The sequence below is a fragment of the Phaeobacter sp. LSS9 genome (genome assembly GCF_003443595.1).
GTDB lineage: Bacteria > Pseudomonadota > Alphaproteobacteria > Rhodobacterales > Rhodobacteraceae > Phaeobacter > Phaeobacter piscinae.
In genome coordinates this window covers 276,368-293,262 of record NZ_CP031956.1, presented here as the reverse complement: position 1 = coordinate 293,262, position 16,895 = coordinate 276,368, and the positions used below count along the sequence as shown (strand labels likewise).

The following is a 16,895-nucleotide window of genomic DNA, read 5'->3' as shown; positions in this document are numbered from 1 at the left end:
ATTATCTGAACGCATGTTCAGATATGAACCCGATAGCACAGATCCCCGGGAGGAGCCCTGCTCATGAAACTGTCGCAAACCGCCGCCGTCGTCACCGGCGGCGCCTCTGGCCTTGGTGAGGCCACCGCCCGTCATTTCGCCGCCAATGGCGCCCAGGTCACCCTGTTGGACCGGGACGCCGAACGCGGCGCCGCCGTGGCCGCCGAAATCGGGGGGCATTTTGCCGAAACCGATGTCACCAGCGAAGCCTCAGTTGCTGCTGCCATGGCGCTCGCCAGCGAGAAGATGGGCAAGATCAACGCCTGCGTGAACTGCGCCGGCATCGCCCTTGGCATCAAAACCGTGGGCCGCGATGGCGCACATCCCCTTGATGCCTACCAGCGCACCATCGACATCAACCTCGTCGGCACTTTCAACGTGGCCCGGCTGGCCGCTGTGGAAATCGCCAAATGTGACGCGGCCGAGGATGGTGGTCGCGGCGTGATCATCAACACCGCCTCCATCGCGGCCTTTGACGGTCAAAAGGGCCAGGCCGCCTATGCCGCCTCCAAAGGGGGTGTTGTGGGCATGTGCCTGCCGATGGCCCGCGATCTGGCCTCTTCGGGCGTGCGGGTGATGACCATCGCGCCGGGGATCTTCATGACCCCAATGCTCGCTGGCCTGCCGGAGGAGGTGCAGCAGCAGCTCGCCGCCGATGTGCCCAACCCCGCCCGCCTGGGTGATCCTGCCGAATATGGCCGTCTGGCCGGGTTCATCGTCGAGATGGGGTATCTCAACGGCGAGGTGATCCGCCTCGACGGCGCGCTGCGGATGCGCTGACGCGCCCACAGGTGCACGTAGTGCAGCTGATACCCGCTGATACCTCAAGGGGGGATCCCCCTCTTGAGGCCCCCCTCCCCCTGATTGGCGCGGCAGGGAAATGAGCAGCGACAGCCCCCAGAATCTCCGCTAGCCTGTCGCGGAGCCTGACCGAGGGGGAGCCGACCCATGACCCAGCCCAACCTGCCACTGACCGGCGCCTGTCTCTGCGGCGCTGTGCAGCTGCATGTCACTGCCGCGCCCCTGCTGACGCTGGCCTGCCATTGCCGCGATTGTCAGAAACTTGCCGCCAGCGCCTATTCCCTGACCGTCATGTTCCCGGCAGCGGCCGTCACCACCACGGGAGAGCTGGTGCTAGGCGGCCTCCACAGCGCAGAGCGCAAGCATTATTACTGCCCGAGCTGCCTCAGCTTCGTTCTCTCGCGCCTGAAGGCGGCGCCGGAGCGGGTGAATCTGCGTGCCTCCCTGCTGGATGATCTGACGTGGTTCACCCCCTTCGTCGAGATCATGACCGAGGAGAAACAGCCCTGGGCAAATGTCCCGGCCCCCCACAGCTATGCCCGCTTCCCCACCACGGCGGAGGCGCTGGCGGATCTGATGGCCGATTACGCCAAAACCATCGCGCCACCCTCACCCGGAACAGGCCCGGCATGAGCCGATCTGAGCGGCAAAAGATGCAGGCGGGCGACTGGTACTGTTGCATAGACAGCGAACTCTCGGTGTTGCGTCATCAGGCCCGTCTGGCGGTGCACCAGCACAATCACCGCGCCCCGGACCCCAGCGAAACCCTCAGCCCATCGCTGGCTGCGCTCTTCGCTGAACATGGACAGAACTGCCTGATCGAGACCCCGTTTCACTGCGCCTATGGGATCAATATTACGCTTGGCGATCAGGTCTATATGAATGCGGGCTGCACCATTCTGGATAGCGCCCCTGTGCGCATCGGGGATCGCAGCATGCTGGGGCCAAATGTGCAGATCTACTGCGCCGATCATCACCGCGATCCTGCGTTGCGCGCCAAGGGTTTAGAGGTCGCGCGCCCGGTCACGCTGGGATCCGATGTCTGGATCGGCGGCGGCGCGATCATCCTGCCCGGTGTCAGCATCGGCGATGGCGCCATCATCGGCGCTGGTGCCGTGGTGACACGGGATGTGGAAGCCGGGGTGAGGGTTGTCGGCAATCCGGCGCGGGCGCTGCCCGGCTGACATCCGCACGGTTAAAACGCGGAACTGTTGCACAGCAGGCGCGCGCCACCTTAGACTTCAATCAGGAAAAATTTATATTTTACAAACGACTACGGCAGCGTCTTTGACCCAATGTTTCGCACGCGAAACATTGGGTCAATATGACTTACCAAAAAACCAGACGGGCCTCAGCCCGCAGATTTCTCTTCCAGCTCCAGCCATTCTTCCTCAGCGGCGGAGAGCTTTTCCTGCCGCTCCACCAGCGCATCGGTGGCTTTTTGAAACTTCACCGGCTCGCGGGTGAACAGCTCAGGATCGGCCATCAGCTGTTGCAATTTAGCGATCTCCGCCTCCAGCCGCTCGATCTCTCCGGGCAAGGCCTCCAGCCGGTGTTTTTCCTTGAAGCTCAGACCGTCCTTCGGCTGCGCCTCCTGCTTGGGTTTTGATTTCGCCGCTTTGGGTTTTTCGGATTTCTCCGCCGCCCCGGCCACAGGGCCACGCTGGGCCAGATAATCGCTCCACCCGCCGGCATAGGCGGTGGCCCCGCCGCCGCCTTCCATGGCGATGGTGGTGGTGGCCACACGGTCCAGAAAATCCCGGTCGTGGCTGACCAGCAAAACCGTGCCGTCGTAGCTGTCCAGCAGCTCCTGCAACAGATCCAGTGTTTCGACATCCAGATCGTTGGTCGGTTCATCCAAAACCAGCAGGTTGCTCTGCCGGGCCATCAGCCGGGCCAGCAGCAACCGCGCCTTTTCGCCCCCGGACAGGGACCGCACCGGCGCGCGGGCCTGCGCCTCATCGAACAGGAATTCCTTCAGATAGCCCACCACATGTTTCGGCTGCCCCCGCACCATCACCTGATCCGCCTTGCCGGAAATCCCGAGCAGAGGATCAGAGGTCAGGTTTTCCCAAAGGCTGGCATCGCCGTCCAGCTGATCACGGGTCTGATCAAACAGCGCCAGCTCCAGATTGGTGCCCAGCTGCACCGTCCCCGCGTCAGGCTGTTCCAGCCCCAGCAGCATCTTCAACAGGGTCGTCTTGCCCGCACCATTCGGCCCGACAAAGGCAACCCGATCCCCGCGCTGCACCTTCAGGGAGAAGTCCCGCACAATCGCCTTGTCGCCATAGGATTTCGTCAGCCCTGCGGCCTCAATCACCTTACGGCCAGATTTCGGGCCTGCGTCCAGCGCCAGCTCCGCGGCGCCCTGTCGTTTGATCTGGCTCGACCGCTCCGCCTTCAGATCCTGAAGCGCGCGCACCCGGCCCATATTGCGCTTGCGCCGGGCCGAGATCCCCTCCACCGCCCAGCGGCTTTCGGATTTGATCAGCCGGTTCAGCTTATGGCGCTGCTGGTCTTCTTCTTCCCAGATCTTGTCGCGCCAGGCCTCAAAGGCCTCAAACCCCTTTTCCTGACGGCGCACCTGCCCCCGGTCCACCCATAGCGTCGCGCGGGTCAGCGCCCGCAGGAACGCCCGGTCGTGCGAGATCAACACAAACCCCGCGCGGGTCGCCTTCAGCTCATTCTCAAGCCAGGTGATCGCCTCAATATCCAGATGGTTGGTCGGCTCATCCAGCAACATCAGATCCGGCGCCTCGGCCATCAGCTTGGCCAGCGCCGCGCGGCGCTTTTCACCGCCAGAGGCCGTCGCCACCGGGCGTGCGGGATCAAACTTCAGCCCCTCGCCTGCGCGCTCCACCTTGTACATCTCGCCGGGGTCCAACTCGGAGGCCGCGAAATCGCCCAGGGTGGCAAAGCCGGTCATCTGCGGGTCCTGTTCCATATAGCCGACGGATTTTCCGGGCGGCACCACCAGCGCCCCCGCGTCAGCTTCGACCAGACCGGCCATCACCTTCATCAGGGTGGATTTGCCGGAGCCATTGCGCCCAACCAGCGCCACCCGGTCACCGGGTTGCACCACCAGATCAAGATCCGCGAACACCGGATCGCCCCCAAAGGTGAGGGAGATACCGGACATCTGTAAGAGAGGAATACGTGCCATAGGAGCCAGCTAAACCGGGGCGCGGGGCAGGTCAACGGCTGTCAGGCCCCGTGACTGGCGAAGCCCCCGGCAACAGCGCGCAGCAGACGTTTGCGCGCGGCGGGAATGGCGGCAATTTCAACACCCGTAAACAGATGCAGCGTGTCGAGATCACGGTCAATCACCACATGGTCGCTGACCCAACCACCCATCATCAGATAGCTGCGCAGCAGGGGTGGCATCTGCTGCAAGGCCTGTTTGCCGTCCACGCGGGGCAGATCCAGCGCGGCCAGCTCCAGCACCTCCGCCGCACGCACCCCGACGCCCTGCCCCGGCGGGGCCTGATGACGCAACCGCAGCAGGGCCAGTGCCTGAGAGTAAGCCGCCGGATCCGTGCCCCGGAACGACGAACAGCCAAACAGCAGCTCCACGCCCTGCTGGTCCACAAACGCCGTCAGCGCGCCCCAGGCCAGCCGCAGAATATCCGCGTCCTGCCAATCAGGATGGATGCAGAACCGGCCCAGCTCCAGCAGCGGGCCAGTACGCGGCTGCAACGGGGTCAGATCATAGCGCTGCGCGGCGTAGCTGACCCCAAGATGCGCGCCATCCGGCAAGAGCAGCAACCGGCAGCAACAGACCAAGCGGCCACTGGCCTGATCCTCCACCAACAGATGCCGACAGCGCGCATCCAGTGCCTCTGCATCCGACCCCGGTCGTCCAAAACACAGACCACGCAGGCGCTGTGCCTGTTGCAGATCGGCATGGTCCAGCGCCCCCTCCGCCCCATCAATGACGCGGACACGGTAGCGGCCGCCATGCAAAACAGCCTCAGGCTCTGCATCACCTGTCATCCCGACCGGATTGATTACATCACGCAACACAGATCTTCCACCAACCACAGACACCGCAAGCTACCGCACAGCAAACAACTCAGGCCTGCCTACCATGGATCGCATCTCAGCCAAATGACGAAAGCCACCCCGGATCGGGATGGCTTTTCAAAGATCTCGATATGCAGGCCGATCAGACCCGCCCCATCATTCGATCAGACCACCAGGGCCAAAGTTGCCGAGGCTGCCCAGAAGCTGGCGCAGGAATGTCTTGTCCTGCACGTTGGAGCTGGTCACGCGGCGCTGCAAGGGAATCACCCGGCCCTGTTCCAGACCGTAGCGTTCGATCCCGGTGACCACGCCCTGATCGTTGAAGTTGATCGCCACCAATTCGCGCGAGACCGGCTTTGTCGCTGACGGGCCGCGGCGGCGCATCAGGGTGGAGACGTAGTAATACCCGCCATCGGTCAGCACGCCCTCTGCTGCAGGCACACCGACGGTTTCGGCCACGCTGTCCTTGGTATCAACGCCCACAACCACCTCGGAGAGCAGTTCCTCGCTGGGGACATATCCATGTTTGCGATACATCGCGCAGCCACTGACCGCGAGCCCCGCAACCAAGAGAACCGTGACCCTTGTCGCCGCCTTCAGCGACCTCATGCGTTTGGATGTCATGCTACTCTCTTGCCCCCCGGCTTGAATACGCCTTTGAACCGGATTACCTAAACCGAGCCTCCGGTTCAAGAAACGAAAGTCCCCCAAATGTCTGAGAGCACCGCTTTTCGGGTCGCTGACCTCCCGCAAAACCGCGCAACCACCTTTGAACTGCGCCCTGACACCGCCACGATGAAGGCGCTCGCCCAGGAGCTTGGCGTTGATGATCTGCGCAAGCTGCGCTTTGCCGGAGAGATCCGCGCCCTGGGCAAACGCGACTGGGAACTCGTGGCGGATCTGGGGGCGACCGTGGTGCAGCCCTGCGTGGTGACACTGGATCCGGTGACCAGCCGCATCGACCAGAAGGTGCGCCGCAGCTTCATCGCGGGGCTGGTGCATCCCGACAGCGAGGAAGAAGTGGAGATGCCGGAAGATGACACCAGCGAACCGCTTGGCAGCCATATCTCCCCGCAGGAGGTGATGGTGGAGGCGCTGGCGCTGGCGCTGCCGCAATACCCCCGCAAAGACGGCGCCGAACTGGGAGAATCGGTGCATGCCGAACCCGGTGTGGCCCCCATGCGCGATGAAGACACCAAGCCCTTTGCCGGGCTGGCGGCTCTGCGCGATCAGCTTGACGGCGGCGGCGAAGACTGAAAAGAGAGCAGCCAGACGATTCCGATTGGTGTTCCTGCGCTGACCGGCCAAAAAACCACTTGCGCCAGCGTCAATTCGCAGTATTTTCGCGCGCTCATCGGAATTTTGGTTGGACATCGGCAAGGCTGCGGCCTAAACGCACGGCAGACCGATCGAAACATTGAATGTGAAACGCGCCGCGGGGACAGCCCCAAGGCCCCAAGTGACAAAGGTTGAGACATGGCTGTCCAACAGAACAAAGTATCCAAGTCGCGTCGCAACAACCGCCGCGCGCACGATGCACTGGTTGCTGCAAACCCGAACGAATGCGGCAACTGCGGCGAGCTGAAGCGCCCGCACCACGTTTGCCCCTCCTGCGGCCACTACGACGAGAAAGAAATCGTCGCAGCCGCTGACGAGATCGACATGGACGAAGACGCGGCCTAAGCCGCGTCTGACCCAGACTTATGTCAGGCAGGCCTTTTCATGGCGGGTAAACCCGATCAGATGCAGAAGAATGCCGGCCGCATAGTCATTTCGGTTGACGCCATGGGCGGAGATGCCGGCCCCGCAGTTGTGGTGGCCGGCATTGCTATGTCCGCCGACAAGAACCCCGATCTGGGGTTCATCCTGCATGGTCCCGAAGATCAGCTGAAACCACTCGTCGCCAAGAAACGCATCCTCAATGGACGCGTGGAATTCCGCGATGCCCGCGATGTGGTCACCATGGAGGACAAACCCTCTCAGGTGATGCGCAACGGCAAGGGCACGTCGATGTGGTCGGCGCTGGACTCGGTCAAACAGGGCGAAGCCGCCGGCGCCGTCTCCTGCGGCAACACCGGCGCGCTGATGGCGCTGTCGATGCTGCGCCTGCGCAAGCTGCCCGGCGTGAACCGTCCGGCGATTGCGATTCTCTGGCCGTCACGCAATCCGCAAGGCTTCAACGTGATGCTGGATGTCGGTGCCGATGTGCGTGCCGATGCGCAGGATCTGCTACAATATGCCCTGATGGGCACCTCTTATGTGCGCAATTCGATGGATATCCCCCGCCCCCGCGTGGGTCTGCTGAATGTCGGCACCGAAGAACACAAAGGCCACGCCGATCTGAAAGAGGCCTACGGGCTGATCTCCGATCATTCGGACAACGGCAGCTTTGATTTTGTTGGCTTCGTCGAGGGCAGCGATATCCCCGGTGATGTGGCCGATGTGATTGTCACCGACGGGTTTACCGGCAATGTAGCGATCAAGACCGGCGAAGGCACCGCCAGCCTGATGCGTGTCGCCCTGCGCGAGGCATTTGAATACTCCTTCCTGTCGAAGATTGCCGCGCTGCTGGCGATGACCTCGCTGAAGCGGCTCTCCAAACGGCTGGATCCGCGCCGGGTCAATGGCGGCGTGTTCCTTGGCCTCAATGGCACCGTGGTGAAATCCCACGGCGGCGCCGATGCCACCGGTGTCTCGGCGGCGGTCAAGCTGGCGTTCCGTCTCGCCCAGCAGGGGTTTGCAGAAAAACTGGCGGCACGGGTTGCATCCTCTGTGGCGCTTACCCAAGATAAACCAGCGCAAATGGACGAGACCCCAACCGACCAGGCGCCCACCAAAAAAGACTAAAAGGCAGGCCATAGAATGACGCGACGCGCAGTAATTGTCGGGACCGGGCATTATCTCCCTGAACGCGTGGTCGAAAACGCGGAATTCGAAGCCACGCTAGACACCACCGACGAATGGATTCGCAGCCGCTCCGGGATTGAGCGCCGCCATTTCGCCGCCGAGGGGGAAACCACCTCGATGATGGCCACCAAGGCCGCGCAAAATGCGCTCACCGATGCGGGGCTGACGGCCGAAGATATCGACGCCATCGTCGTGGCCACCTCTACCGCCGATCTGACCTTCCCCTCTGCTGCCACCATGGTGCAGGCGCAACTGGGTATGACGCGCGGCTTTGCCTTTGACGTGCAGGCGGTCTGTGCCGGGTTCGTTTACGCGCTGAGCAACGCCAATGCGCTGGTTGCCTCCGGTCAGGCCGAAAAGGTGCTGGTGATCGGGGCTGAGACCTTTAGCAGGATCATGGACTGGACCGACCGCTCCACCTGCGTTCTGTTTGGTGATGGCGCCGGCGCGCTGGTGCTGGAGGCGCAGGACGGCGCCGGCAGCAGCGATGATCGCGGCATTCTGGCAACCGATCTCAATTCCGACGGGCGCTACAAAGATCTGCTTTATGTGGATGGCGGTGTATCGACCCAGAACACCGGTCATCTGCGCATGCAGGGCAATCAGGTGTTCCGCCACGCAGTTGAGAAACTGGCCTCCACCGCCCATACCGCGCTGGAGCGGGCCGGCCTTGGCGCGGATGACGTGGATTGGATCGTGCCGCATCAGGCCAATATCCGCATCATTCAGGGCACCGCCAAGAAGATGGGCCTGCCGATGGAGAAGGTTGTCGTGACCGTACAGGACCACGGCAATACCTCCGCCGCGTCGATCCCGCTGGCGCTTTCGGTGGGCAAGGCACGGGGTCAGATCAAACAGGGCGATCTGGTGGTCACCGAGGCGATTGGCGGCGGTTTGGCCTGGGGATCGGTGGTGCTGCGCTGGTAAGCGGCAAGGCAACGCTCAGAAGGCGTGCGATTTTACCAGTCCAACTCCCCGATGCAATTCATTGATATTGACAGGGAAATTCCCCCCGCCCTATGCTTCGACAAACAGCGGGGATAGTCATGGGCGAAAAAACACTAACACGAATGGATTTGAGTGAAGCGGTCTTCCGCGAGGTTGGCCTGTCGCGCAACGAAAGCGCGCAGCTGGTGGAAAGCCTGCTTCAGCATATGTCTGACGCCCTGGTCCGTGGGGAACAGGTCAAAATTTCTTCCTTCGGGACCTTCAGCGTGCGCGATAAATCCGCCCGCGTGGGACGCAACCCGAAGACTGGCGAAGAGGTGCCCATTCAGCCTCGCCGGGTTTTGACCTTTCGACCATCGCATTTGATGAAGGACCGGGTGGCAGACGGGAACCGTAAATAACGGTCAGTAACCACGGGACACACCACGCGATGTCAAAATCACCAGACGCCTTCCGCACCATCAGCGAAGTTGCGGAGTGGCTGGGGATCCAGGCGCATGTCTTGCGTTTCTGGGAAAGCAAATTCACCCAGATCAAACCGGTCAAACGCGCAGGCGGGCGTCGGTACTATCGGCCTGCCGATGTTGAATTGCTGGGCAGCATCAAGATTTTGCTGCACGACAAGGGGCTGTCCATCAAGGATGTGCAGGCGCTGTTGCGCGAACATGGTCCCGCCCATGTGGCCGCCATGGGTGCCGGAGATATCCCTGCCGCTGAGGCCGAGGCAACTGATCCCGCCCCCTCAACGGGTGAAGTGGTGATTGAGGGAGAGGTAAGCCCGCCCGAGGAGATCGCCATCGCCGAGGTTCAGGCCGAGGTTCAGGCTGAGGACCCTGTCGAGGCGGATGGTCCAGCAGATGCAGCCCCGCAAGAGGCCCCCACCGCCACCGAACCGCCGCTGGCCGCACCGGCAGAGGCGGCGCAGGTGCCAGAGACGCCAGCACAATCCGTGCAACCCGCGCAGGCTCAGCCGATACAGACCCAACCGGGACAGGCCCAACCCGGACAGGCGCAACCGGCGCAAGTCCAACCGGCGCAGGCGCAACAGGGGCTGGCGCAACCGGGGCTGGCTCAACCGGGACTGGCTCAACCGGGACTGGCGGATCCAACACCTGCCGCACCATCTGTCAGCGCCGCCCCCCCTGCGGCCTCGCCCGCGACGGGCGCCCCGATTACTGCGGCTCCTGCTACTGCGGTTCCTGCGGCCCCCAGCGCGGCTGCCCCTGCTGCCGACCCAGGTGCCCCCAGCACTCCGGCTCCCGCGGCCGCTGCCCCCGCATCTACCCCAGCTGCGTCTGCACCGCTGGCCTCAGCGGATCCGACACCTGTGGCGCCGCCGCAGGGTGAGACGCCTGTAGCAGCGCAGACAGAAACCGCGCCCGTGGTCCCGGCAACGCCTGCCGTTGAGGACGGGACCTCTGCCGCCGTGGAACCCGCGTTCGACGCCGCGCCGGGGTCTCCCTCCATGCCCGCTCCCTCCATGCCCGCCGCTGCGCCTGCCGCTGATGGTGTGGCTCCCGCTGCCGATCCGATTGACACTGCGGTGTCTCAGACCGGGTCGCTCCACCCGCCAGCCGCGACCACCAGCGAAACGGCGATCCCTGCCGCGCCAGCGCCTACGGGCGAGATGCCAGGCGAGGTGGTCGGGGAAACACCGGTTGGGATGACAGGTGGCACACCCGGCGCAGCGGCGAGCACGCCTGCCGCTACGCCCGCGGCACCAATGGCAACACCTGCCGCCCCCCCACCGGACCCATCGACCCCGCCTTCCGCTGCGATGGGTGCGGCGATGGCCGATACGGCTGCGCCCGCGCCAGAGGCCCCGTCGGAAAGCCCCGCAATGGCTGCCCAACCGGGTCTGCCGCTGGATGTCGCGGATCAGACGCGTGATGCTGCGATCATCGCAGGCGAGGGTGATGCCACCGCCCCGGCTGAAATCGATCAAGACGTTGATACAACAACAGATCTTGATGCGCCCACGCCGGAACAGGGCCAGTTGTGGGATGCAACACCTGAGGTGTCTGAGGTCGGAGGTGCGGACCCAGTCCCGCCCCTGCCGACTGAGACAGAGACGGCGGCGGCGGACGTGGATGTTCCCCTCGCCCCGGCGGAGCTGATGGCCCCGGCTGGGCAGACCGTCACCTCGGTCGCGCCCTTGGAAGGTGACACTGCCGAAGGTGGCGCCGTGGAGGTTGAGGCTGATCCGGCGCCCACCGCTGAGCCGAGCCTTGGCCCGGTGGCAGCGAGGACAGACGTGGAGACTGTGGCCGCCGTCGATGAAACCGACGCCGAGAGCGCCTCTCCCTGGAGCGATGGAGATGCCCCGGACCAGCCTGTTGAGGATGAGCCGGGGCGTGCTGTGGAGGCTGTTGCACCGCAAGCGCCCGATCTGATCGCAGACCCTGAAACAGATTCCGCACCTGCTGCGCCCTTGCATGATGCGCCCCTGCATGATGCGACAGAGATGGTCGAGGCGACAGCACCTGAGACTGCGGACCCAGTGATTGCCGATCTTGAAACTGCCGACCCAGAGACGCCGACTCCTGATGCCGTGGCTGAAGGTGACGTGCCGGACCCGGTGGTTTTTGATCAGGGTGACAGCCCAGCCCCGGTGGTCGAGGCGCTGGACAGTGACCCTGCCCTTGACGATGTGGTGGCGCCGGAACAGGTCGCGGCGGTTGAGGCAGAGCCCCTTGCCGAACCGCCCTTAGATCTCGGAGATACCCTTGCGGAGGCCGAACCGCTGGTCTCAGACATTGAGGGGCCACCCGCAGAAGAACAGTTGGCCGCTGCCACGGATGCGGCGGATGCACATGCCGACCATCTGGCGGACGACGACGAAGCCCCCTCCCCCGAGGACAATCCCTTGGCCTTTGCTGATGAGGCGGAGATGCCGGAGCCACCTGCCGATGCGCCGGATCTGGCTGAACCGGCAGAGCTGCCGGAGATGGCTGACGACAGCGCAGTGGCAGCCGACGCGGTGGATCTGGACACCTTGGAACTGGATGCGCCGACGCTGGACGACAGCCTGGTCAGCGACCCGGTCCTGAGCGCGCCTGCGGTCTCCGATGATTTTCTGGACGCACCACTGGCGGAGGACGCCGCGCTGCAGGAGCCGGAGCAGGTTGTGGCAGATCTTGCGGATGCAGAAGATGCGCCCCTGCCGGAGCATACTGCCGCACCGTCCGCGGAAGAGACGCCGGATGTCATGGCTGAAACGCGGGAACTGGCCGCTCCGGCGGAGCTGGGAGACCCGGTGGAACTGACGGCGCCTGCGGAGATTGGAGCGCCTGCGGAACTGACCGAGACGGCCCCGGACCTCGCGCCACAGGCGGACATCCCGGAGGTCGCGGCGGAGATCACTGCCGAGGAGACGACAGCCGCGCTGCAGAGCGATCTGCCAGAGGATGCGGCTCCAGATCCTGAGCTTTCCGCGCTTGGCGTACAGGATGCGGAGTCCCTTGAGGTCGCACCGGCGGCGGCAGCTGACGTGCCCGAACCAGAACAGGATGTTTCTGCACCGGATGGTCCCGCATTGGCGGAAGCCGACCTGGGTGACGCGGATGTGGCCGAAATTGACCTGACGGAGCCTGCTCCGGTCGTGGCCGATCTCCTTGATCAGGAGAGCGTTGACGCGGGCGAGGACGGGGCCGACCCAGATCTGGGCGCCCCGGACCTCATCAATCCGGAACTGGTGGCGGCGGATCCAGCGGAGGCTGAGGCGCCGGTCGGTGAGGAGGTCGCTGCGGACGTCGCTGAAGAGCCAAAACCGCTGGTGATTGACATCCCAGATGAGGCGGAGCCGCATGCTCCGCAGGCGTCGGGCATGCTGGCGCGACTGGCCGGGGTGGACCATCTGCCTGCCGATCACATCGCGGAGGTGCGGGCCTGCGCCGAGAGATTGCGCGCACATCAGGGGGCGGCCTAGAAACTTGCCAGCGGGGCGAAAGAAACTGATCTTTTCGCTTGCCCCTGCCGGAAAAACGGGTAGAAACCAGCGCAACGGGCTATAGCGCAGCCTGGTAGCGCGTCCGTCTGGGGGACGGAAGGTCGCAGGTTCGAGTCCTGCTAGCCCGACCAAAATACCCCGCCTCGCAAGGGGCTAAAAAACGCCCGCCCCTTTCTGGGGTGGGTGTTTTTGTATCTGCCTTTCGTGCAAGGTGTTGATAACAAAGCGTTGGGAGAATGGGATGACATCTGAGGGACAGACGCGCAGCAGCCTGACACAGGGTGTGCTGTCGGACCGGAAAATCCGGCAGATGATCACCGAGGGCGCGATTGCCGCCTTCTCTCCGATCCTGAATGATCAGATCCAGCCTGCGAGCCTTGATCTGCGGCTGAGCGACTGCGCCTACCGGGTGCGTGCCTCGTTCCTGCCCGGTCTTGGGCGCACTGTTGCGGAGCGGCTGGAGGATCTGACCATGCACCGGGTGGCGCTGACCGGCGGTGCGGTGCTGGAAAAAGGCTGCGTCTATGTGGTGCCTCTGATGGAGCGCATTCGCCTGCCGGAGGGTATGACGGCGGCGGCCAGTGCCAAGTCTTCCATCGGGCGGCTGGATGTGATGACGCGGGTGATCACAGATCAGGGCGTGGAGTTTGACCGGGTGCCCGATGGCTATGACGGGCCGCTTTATGCCGAGATCTGCCCGCAGAGCTTTTCTGTTGTGGTGCAGCCGGGGCAATTGCTGACGCAGATCATCTTTCGTCAGGGACGGACGTTCCTGAGTGATGCCGACCTGCGCGCGGTTCATGAGGCGACGCCGATTGTATCGGGTGATCCGGTGATTTCAGATGGTCTCGGCTTCTCCGTCGATCTGCGCCCCGAAAGCGGTGATCTGGTGGGCTACCGTGCCAAACATCACACCGGCGTGGTCGATCTGTCGAAACTGGGTCACTACGACCCGGCAGAGTATTGGGAGGAGGTGCGCACCACCAAGGGACAGATCATTCTGGATCCCGGTGCGTTTTACATTCTGGTGAGCCGCGAGGCAATTGCCATTCCGCCGGAGTATGCTGCCGAGATGGCGCCCTATCTGGCGATGGTGGGCGAATTCCGGGTGCATTATGCGGGATTCTTCGATCCCGGATTTGGCTATGCCGCTGCTGGAGGTGCTGGGTCGCGCGGTGTTCTGGAGGTGCGCTGCCATGATGCGCCGTTTGTGCTGGAGCATGGGCAGGTTGTCGGGCGGCTGGTCTATGAGCGGATGTCCGAAGTGCCAGAGCAGCTCTATGGCGTTGATATTGCGTCGAACTATCAGGGTCAGGGGTTGAAACTGTCAAAGCATTTCAGATCACCAGAGTAAGCCTGATTCTCCCCTAGAACCGGGGTGGCCGGGTGTTGCGACGCATCAAACGCGCCTTCTGGGCTGTGGCCTCATCCTGATGAAGCGGGCGGGTGCCCTTATCAGCGCCCTGCCCTTTGCCACGTTTTGAGACAGCCCTGATCCCGGCATTAACGCCTGCATTGACCGCGCGGCCCACAAGGCGGCGCAGGATCATATTGATCACGCGTTCAATGTTCATCTGCCTGTCTCCTTCGCACCAATCGGGATTGCCGGGCCACCAGCCCGACCGTATTAGTGTGGCCCCTCTATGCGGCGGATTTAGGGCGTCTGTTCCCGGTGGCAATCAATCGCCAAAGAGTTCCGGCTGTTCCTCCACCTCGTCGCTGTCGCCGCGTCCGCCCAGGGGCAGGCTGCCCGGTGGCGGGCGGTTTTCCAACAGGCCAGCGGCGCGCAGCTCCTTGAGGCCGGGCAGATCGCGCGCACTTTCGAGCCCAAAGTGATCAAGGAATACCGGCGTCACGACAAATGTCACCGGACGGCCCGGCGTCATCTTGCGGCGACCGAGGCGGATCCAGTCCATTTCCAACAGCTGATCAATGGTGCCGCGCGACACAGAGACCCCGCGCACCTCCTCGATTTCAGCACGAGTGACCGGCTGGTGATAGGCGATGATAGCAAGGGTTTCGATGGCGGCACGCGAGAGTTTGCGGGTTTCCACCGTTTCCTTCTGCATCAGAAAGCCGAGATCGGAGGCGGTGCGCAGCGCCCAGGCATCGCCAACGCGCACGATATTGACGCCGCGCCCCTCGTAGCGTTTGCACAGGTGCTCCATCGCGGTGCCCGGTTCGCAGCCGTGCGGCATCCGCGCCTCAAGATCGCGCACGGTGACCGGTTCGGCGCTGGCAAACAGCACCGCCTCAACCATGCGCTCCTGTTCGGCCATCGGCGGCGCTTCAAACAGGGTTTGGGTTTCCTCCGCAACGGTGTTCTGGCTGTGGTCGTCCATCAGGTATCCTTGTCACGAATGCGCAGTTGAATGGGCGCATAGGTCTCGCTCTGGCGCAGCTCCAGATGGCCCTCTTTCACCAGTTGCAGCGAAGCCGCAAAGGTGGAGGCGGTGGCGGAGCGGCGTTTCATCGGGTCGGCGTGCCAGCCTTCGGGCAGATAGGTGATCATATCGGTCCAACTGCCGGTGTAGCCGATCAGGTGGCGCATCCGTTCCAGCGCCGCCTCCATGGTAAAGATCGCCTCGCGGTCCAGCACGAAGGGGCGGAAATCATCCCGCGTACGGATGCGGGCGTAGGCCTGCATCAGATCCAGGAGGTTCGCCGAGTAGCTGACGGTGCGGATGCGGGTGACATCCTCGCTCTGACCACGGGCAAAGAAGTTGCGCCCCAGCTGGTCGCGCGCCATCAACCGCGCGGCGCTGTCGCGCATCGCCTGCAAACGCTCCAGCTGAAACGCCAGATGCGCGGCCAGTTCCTCACCGGAGGGGCCTTCCTCGGTCGGGTCAGGTGGCAGCAGCAGGCGGGATTTCAGATAGGCGAGCCAGGCCGCCATCACCAGATAATCCGCAGCCAGTTCAATGCGCAGCTCATGCGCCTTTTCTACAAAGCTGAGATATTGGCGGGCCAGTTCCAGCACTGAAATGCGGCGCAGATCGACCTTTTGCGTGCGCGAGAGCGACAGGAGCACGTCAAGCGGCCCCTCGTAGCCGTCAACGTCCACGATCAATGCTTCGGCCGCAAGCCGGTCCTCGACGCTGAGCGCGTCGTCGTCAAACAGAGTGTCAGCCATATACCTGTCCGCCCATAAGGGCTGATAGTTCGGCCTCGGCCGTGGGTATGTCAAGCGCGGTGGGCGCGCGGCGGGCGGCTTCGGCGCGCGCAGCACGCGCCTGTGCGGCGTCGGTCATCTCGCCTGCGGCCTCGGCCACGGCGGCGCGCTCATCCAGCGGGGCGTTGCAGAACAGGACCACATCGCAGCCGGCCGCGATGGTGTCGCGGGCGATATCTGCGGGGGCGCCGTTGAGCGCCTTCATCGAGATATCGTCGCTCATGATCAGCCCGTCAAAGCCGATGTCAGAACGGATCATCTGCATCACCCGGGGGGACAATGTGGCGGGCTGGCTGTCGAGGGCCTCATAGACCAGATGCGCCGTCATCCCCATCGGCAGATCGTTCAGCGCGGCAAATGCGGCGAAATCCTCCCGCGCCAGATCGGCGAGCGAGGCGGTGATCCGGGGCAGATCATGGTGGCTGTCCATGCTGGCGCGGCCATGGCCGGGGATGTGTTTCACCACCGGCACCACACCGCCGTCCAGCAGGCCGTCAGCGGTGGCGCGGGCGCGGTTGACCACGGTGGTGAGGTCGCTGCCATAGCAGCGGTTTTTGAGGAACGGATGCGTCCCCTCGCCCACCACATCCGCCAGCGGCGCGCAGTTGCTGTCGATGCCCAGATTGCGCAATTCCTCTGCGATCAGCCGCGCGCGCAGATACATGGCACGGTCTGCGCCCGCCCCTGCCGCCTGCGCGTGATCCAATGCGGGCTGCCATTGCCGCGCCAGTGGCGAGCGCAGGCGCTGCACCCGGCCGCCCTCTTGGTCGATGGTGATCAGGCAATCACGGCCCACCGCCTCGCGCAGGTCACTACAAAGCGCGCGGGTCTGTTCGGCAGTGTCGACATTGCGGGCAAACAGGATGAAGCCAAACGGATTGACCCGCTGAAACAGCGCCTTTTCCGCCGCGCTGAGACGCAGGCCTTCGGCATCTAATATGGTGGCTCCGTAACGCATTGCGATCCTCTTTGTGCTGGGGCGCTGATACACCAGTGTCGCGGGCGGCGCCATGGTCGGATGGGGCAAACTGGCAGCAGTTTGCCGGATGGTAAACG

General features: G+C 63.7%; 17 protein-coding genes and 1 tRNA gene. 11 read left to right on the top strand and 7 right to left on the bottom strand.

All coding sequences use genetic code 11. The annotated features are described in order from the left end of the window. Positions 1–63 precede the first annotated feature (63 nt). The 3 genes from D1820_RS01415 to D1820_RS01405 all read left to right on the top strand — a co-directional run bounded on the left by D1820_RS01415 (position 64) and on the right by D1820_RS01405 (position 2,024). Complete coding sequence (locus D1820_RS01415) at positions 64–819, top strand: SDR family NAD(P)-dependent oxidoreductase (RefSeq protein ID WP_040177983.1); 756 nt, start codon at positions 64–66, stop codon at positions 817–819. A gap of 168 nt (positions 820–987) precedes the next feature. After that, entirely contained in the window at positions 988–1,473 is a 486-nt protein-coding gene (locus D1820_RS01410) for a GFA family protein (RefSeq protein ID WP_118067620.1), read from the top strand. Further along, on the top strand, positions 1,470–2,024 hold the full coding sequence (locus tag D1820_RS01405; protein ID WP_118067619.1) for a sugar O-acetyltransferase: 555 nt from the start codon (positions 1,470–1,472) through the stop codon (positions 2,022–2,024). The genes D1820_RS01410 and D1820_RS01405 overlap by 4 nt, the downstream gene beginning before the upstream one ends. Positions 2,025–2,191: 167 nt before the next feature. On the opposite strand, the gene D1820_RS01400 is transcribed toward D1820_RS01405, so the two are convergent. The 3 genes from D1820_RS01400 to D1820_RS01390 all read right to left on the bottom strand — a co-directional run bounded on the left by D1820_RS01400 (position 2,192) and on the right by D1820_RS01390 (position 5,487). Continuing rightward, on the bottom strand, positions 2,192–3,979 hold the full coding sequence (locus D1820_RS01400; protein WP_118067618.1) for an ABC-F family ATP-binding cassette domain-containing protein: 1,788 nt from the start codon (positions 3,977–3,979) through the stop codon (positions 2,192–2,194). A gap of 65 nt (positions 3,980–4,044) precedes the next feature. Next, on the bottom strand, positions 4,045–4,863 hold the full coding sequence (locus tag D1820_RS01395; RefSeq protein ID WP_118067617.1) for a GNAT family N-acetyltransferase: 819 nt from the start codon (positions 4,861–4,863) through the stop codon (positions 4,045–4,047). Positions 4,864–5,019: 156 nt separating this feature from the next. Beyond that, positions 5,020–5,487, bottom strand: coding sequence for an outer membrane protein assembly factor BamE (locus D1820_RS01390; protein WP_014879657.1), 468 nt, complete (start codon positions 5,485–5,487; stop codon positions 5,020–5,022). Positions 5,488–5,574: 87 nt separating this feature from the next. Between D1820_RS01390 and D1820_RS01385 the strand changes: the two genes are divergently transcribed. The 8 genes from D1820_RS01385 to D1820_RS01350 all read left to right on the top strand — a co-directional run bounded on the left by D1820_RS01385 (position 5,575) and on the right by D1820_RS01350 (position 14,021). Continuing rightward, positions 5,575–6,120: a DUF177 domain-containing protein gene (locus D1820_RS01385; protein WP_118067616.1), complete on the top strand. Its 546-nt coding sequence runs from the start codon at positions 5,575–5,577 to the stop codon at positions 6,118–6,120. A gap of 219 nt (positions 6,121–6,339) precedes the next feature. Further along, positions 6,340–6,546, top strand: a complete 207-nt coding sequence (gene rpmF / locus D1820_RS01380; RefSeq protein ID WP_014874239.1) for a 50S ribosomal protein L32 — start codon at positions 6,340–6,342, stop codon at positions 6,544–6,546. Positions 6,547–6,585: 39 nt separating this feature from the next. Beyond that, positions 6,586–7,710: a phosphate acyltransferase PlsX gene (gene plsX / locus D1820_RS01375; RefSeq protein ID WP_096788947.1), complete on the top strand. Its 1,125-nt coding sequence runs from the start codon at positions 6,586–6,588 to the stop codon at positions 7,708–7,710. 15 nt (positions 7,711–7,725) lie between these two features. After that, on the top strand, positions 7,726–8,697 hold the full coding sequence (locus D1820_RS01370) for a beta-ketoacyl-ACP synthase III (protein ID WP_040172974.1): 972 nt from the start codon (positions 7,726–7,728) through the stop codon (positions 8,695–8,697). Positions 8,698–8,816: 119 nt separating this feature from the next. Continuing rightward, complete coding sequence (gene ihfA / locus D1820_RS01365; protein WP_014874236.1) at positions 8,817–9,119, top strand: integration host factor subunit alpha; 303 nt, start codon at positions 8,817–8,819, stop codon at positions 9,117–9,119. Positions 9,120–9,148: 29 nt separating this feature from the next. Next, positions 9,149–12,646: a MerR family transcriptional regulator gene (locus D1820_RS01360; RefSeq protein ID WP_118067615.1), complete on the top strand. Its 3,498-nt coding sequence runs from the start codon at positions 9,149–9,151 to the stop codon at positions 12,644–12,646. Between the two features lie 75 nt (positions 12,647–12,721). Then, positions 12,722–12,798, top strand: a tRNA-Pro gene (locus D1820_RS01355). A gap of 110 nt (positions 12,799–12,908) precedes the next feature. After that, on the top strand, positions 12,909–14,021 hold the full coding sequence (locus D1820_RS01350; RefSeq protein WP_118067614.1) for a 2'-deoxycytidine 5'-triphosphate deaminase: 1,113 nt from the start codon (positions 12,909–12,911) through the stop codon (positions 14,019–14,021). Positions 14,022–14,034: 13 nt separating this feature from the next. Here D1820_RS01350 and D1820_RS01345 read toward each other — a convergent pair whose 3' ends face one another. From D1820_RS01345 to nagZ, 4 genes are all read right to left on the bottom strand, one after another. Further along, positions 14,035–14,241, bottom strand: a complete 207-nt coding sequence (locus D1820_RS01345) for a hypothetical protein (protein ID WP_118067613.1) — start codon at positions 14,239–14,241, stop codon at positions 14,035–14,037. A gap of 105 nt (positions 14,242–14,346) precedes the next feature. After that, positions 14,347–15,009, bottom strand: a complete 663-nt coding sequence (gene scpB / locus D1820_RS01340) for an SMC-Scp complex subunit ScpB (protein ID WP_118067612.1) — start codon at positions 15,007–15,009, stop codon at positions 14,347–14,349. Then, positions 15,009–15,800, bottom strand: a complete 792-nt coding sequence (locus D1820_RS01335) for a ScpA family protein (protein ID WP_040177974.1) — start codon at positions 15,798–15,800, stop codon at positions 15,009–15,011. Before D1820_RS01335 ends, scpB begins: the two co-directional genes overlap by 1 nt. Beyond that, positions 15,793–16,797 carry a beta-N-acetylhexosaminidase gene (gene nagZ, locus D1820_RS01330; protein WP_118069957.1) on the bottom strand — a complete coding sequence of 335 codons (1,005 nt, stop codon included), beginning with the start codon at positions 16,795–16,797 and terminating at the stop codon, positions 15,793–15,795. Before nagZ ends, D1820_RS01335 begins: the two co-directional genes overlap by 8 nt. Positions 16,798–16,895 lie beyond the last annotated feature (98 nt).

Excerpts from the sequence above, each read along its gene's own strand:
- D1820_RS01415 (WP_040177983.1), top strand. The coding sequence starts at position 64 with ATGAAACTGTCGCAAACCGCCGCCGTCGTCACCGGCGGCGCCTCTGGC.
- D1820_RS01410 (WP_118067620.1), top strand. The coding sequence starts at position 988 with ATGACCCAGCCCAACCTGCCACTGACCGGCGCCTGTCTCTGCGGCGCT.
- D1820_RS01405 (WP_118067619.1), top strand. The coding sequence starts at position 1,470 with ATGAGCCGATCTGAGCGGCAAAAGATGCAGGCGGGCGACTGGTACTGT.
- D1820_RS01400 (WP_118067618.1), bottom strand. The coding sequence starts at position 3,979 with ATGTCCGGTATCTCCCTCACCTTTGGGGGCGATCCGGTGTTCGCGGAT.
- D1820_RS01390 (WP_014879657.1), bottom strand. The coding sequence starts at position 5,487 with ATGACATCCAAACGCATGAGGTCGCTGAAGGCGGCGACAAGGGTCACG.
- D1820_RS01385 (WP_118067616.1), top strand. The coding sequence starts at position 5,575 with ATGTCTGAGAGCACCGCTTTTCGGGTCGCTGACCTCCCGCAAAACCGC.
- rpmF (WP_014874239.1), top strand. The coding sequence starts at position 6,340 with ATGGCTGTCCAACAGAACAAAGTATCCAAGTCGCGTCGCAACAACCGC.
- plsX (WP_096788947.1), top strand. The coding sequence starts at position 6,586 with ATGGCGGGTAAACCCGATCAGATGCAGAAGAATGCCGGCCGCATAGTC.
- D1820_RS01370 (WP_040172974.1), top strand. The coding sequence starts at position 7,726 with ATGACGCGACGCGCAGTAATTGTCGGGACCGGGCATTATCTCCCTGAA.
- ihfA (WP_014874236.1), top strand. The coding sequence starts at position 8,817 with ATGGGCGAAAAAACACTAACACGAATGGATTTGAGTGAAGCGGTCTTC.
- D1820_RS01360 (WP_118067615.1), top strand. The coding sequence starts at position 9,149 with ATGTCAAAATCACCAGACGCCTTCCGCACCATCAGCGAAGTTGCGGAG.
- D1820_RS01350 (WP_118067614.1), top strand. The coding sequence starts at position 12,909 with ATGACATCTGAGGGACAGACGCGCAGCAGCCTGACACAGGGTGTGCTG.
- D1820_RS01345 (WP_118067613.1), bottom strand. The coding sequence starts at position 14,241 with ATGAACATTGAACGCGTGATCAATATGATCCTGCGCCGCCTTGTGGGC.
- scpB (WP_118067612.1), bottom strand. The coding sequence starts at position 15,009 with ATGGACGACCACAGCCAGAACACCGTTGCGGAGGAAACCCAAACCCTG.
- D1820_RS01335 (WP_040177974.1), bottom strand. The coding sequence starts at position 15,800 with ATGGCTGACACTCTGTTTGACGACGACGCGCTCAGCGTCGAGGACCGG.
- nagZ (WP_118069957.1), bottom strand. The coding sequence starts at position 16,797 with ATGCGTTACGGAGCCACCATATTAGATGCCGAAGGCCTGCGTCTCAGC.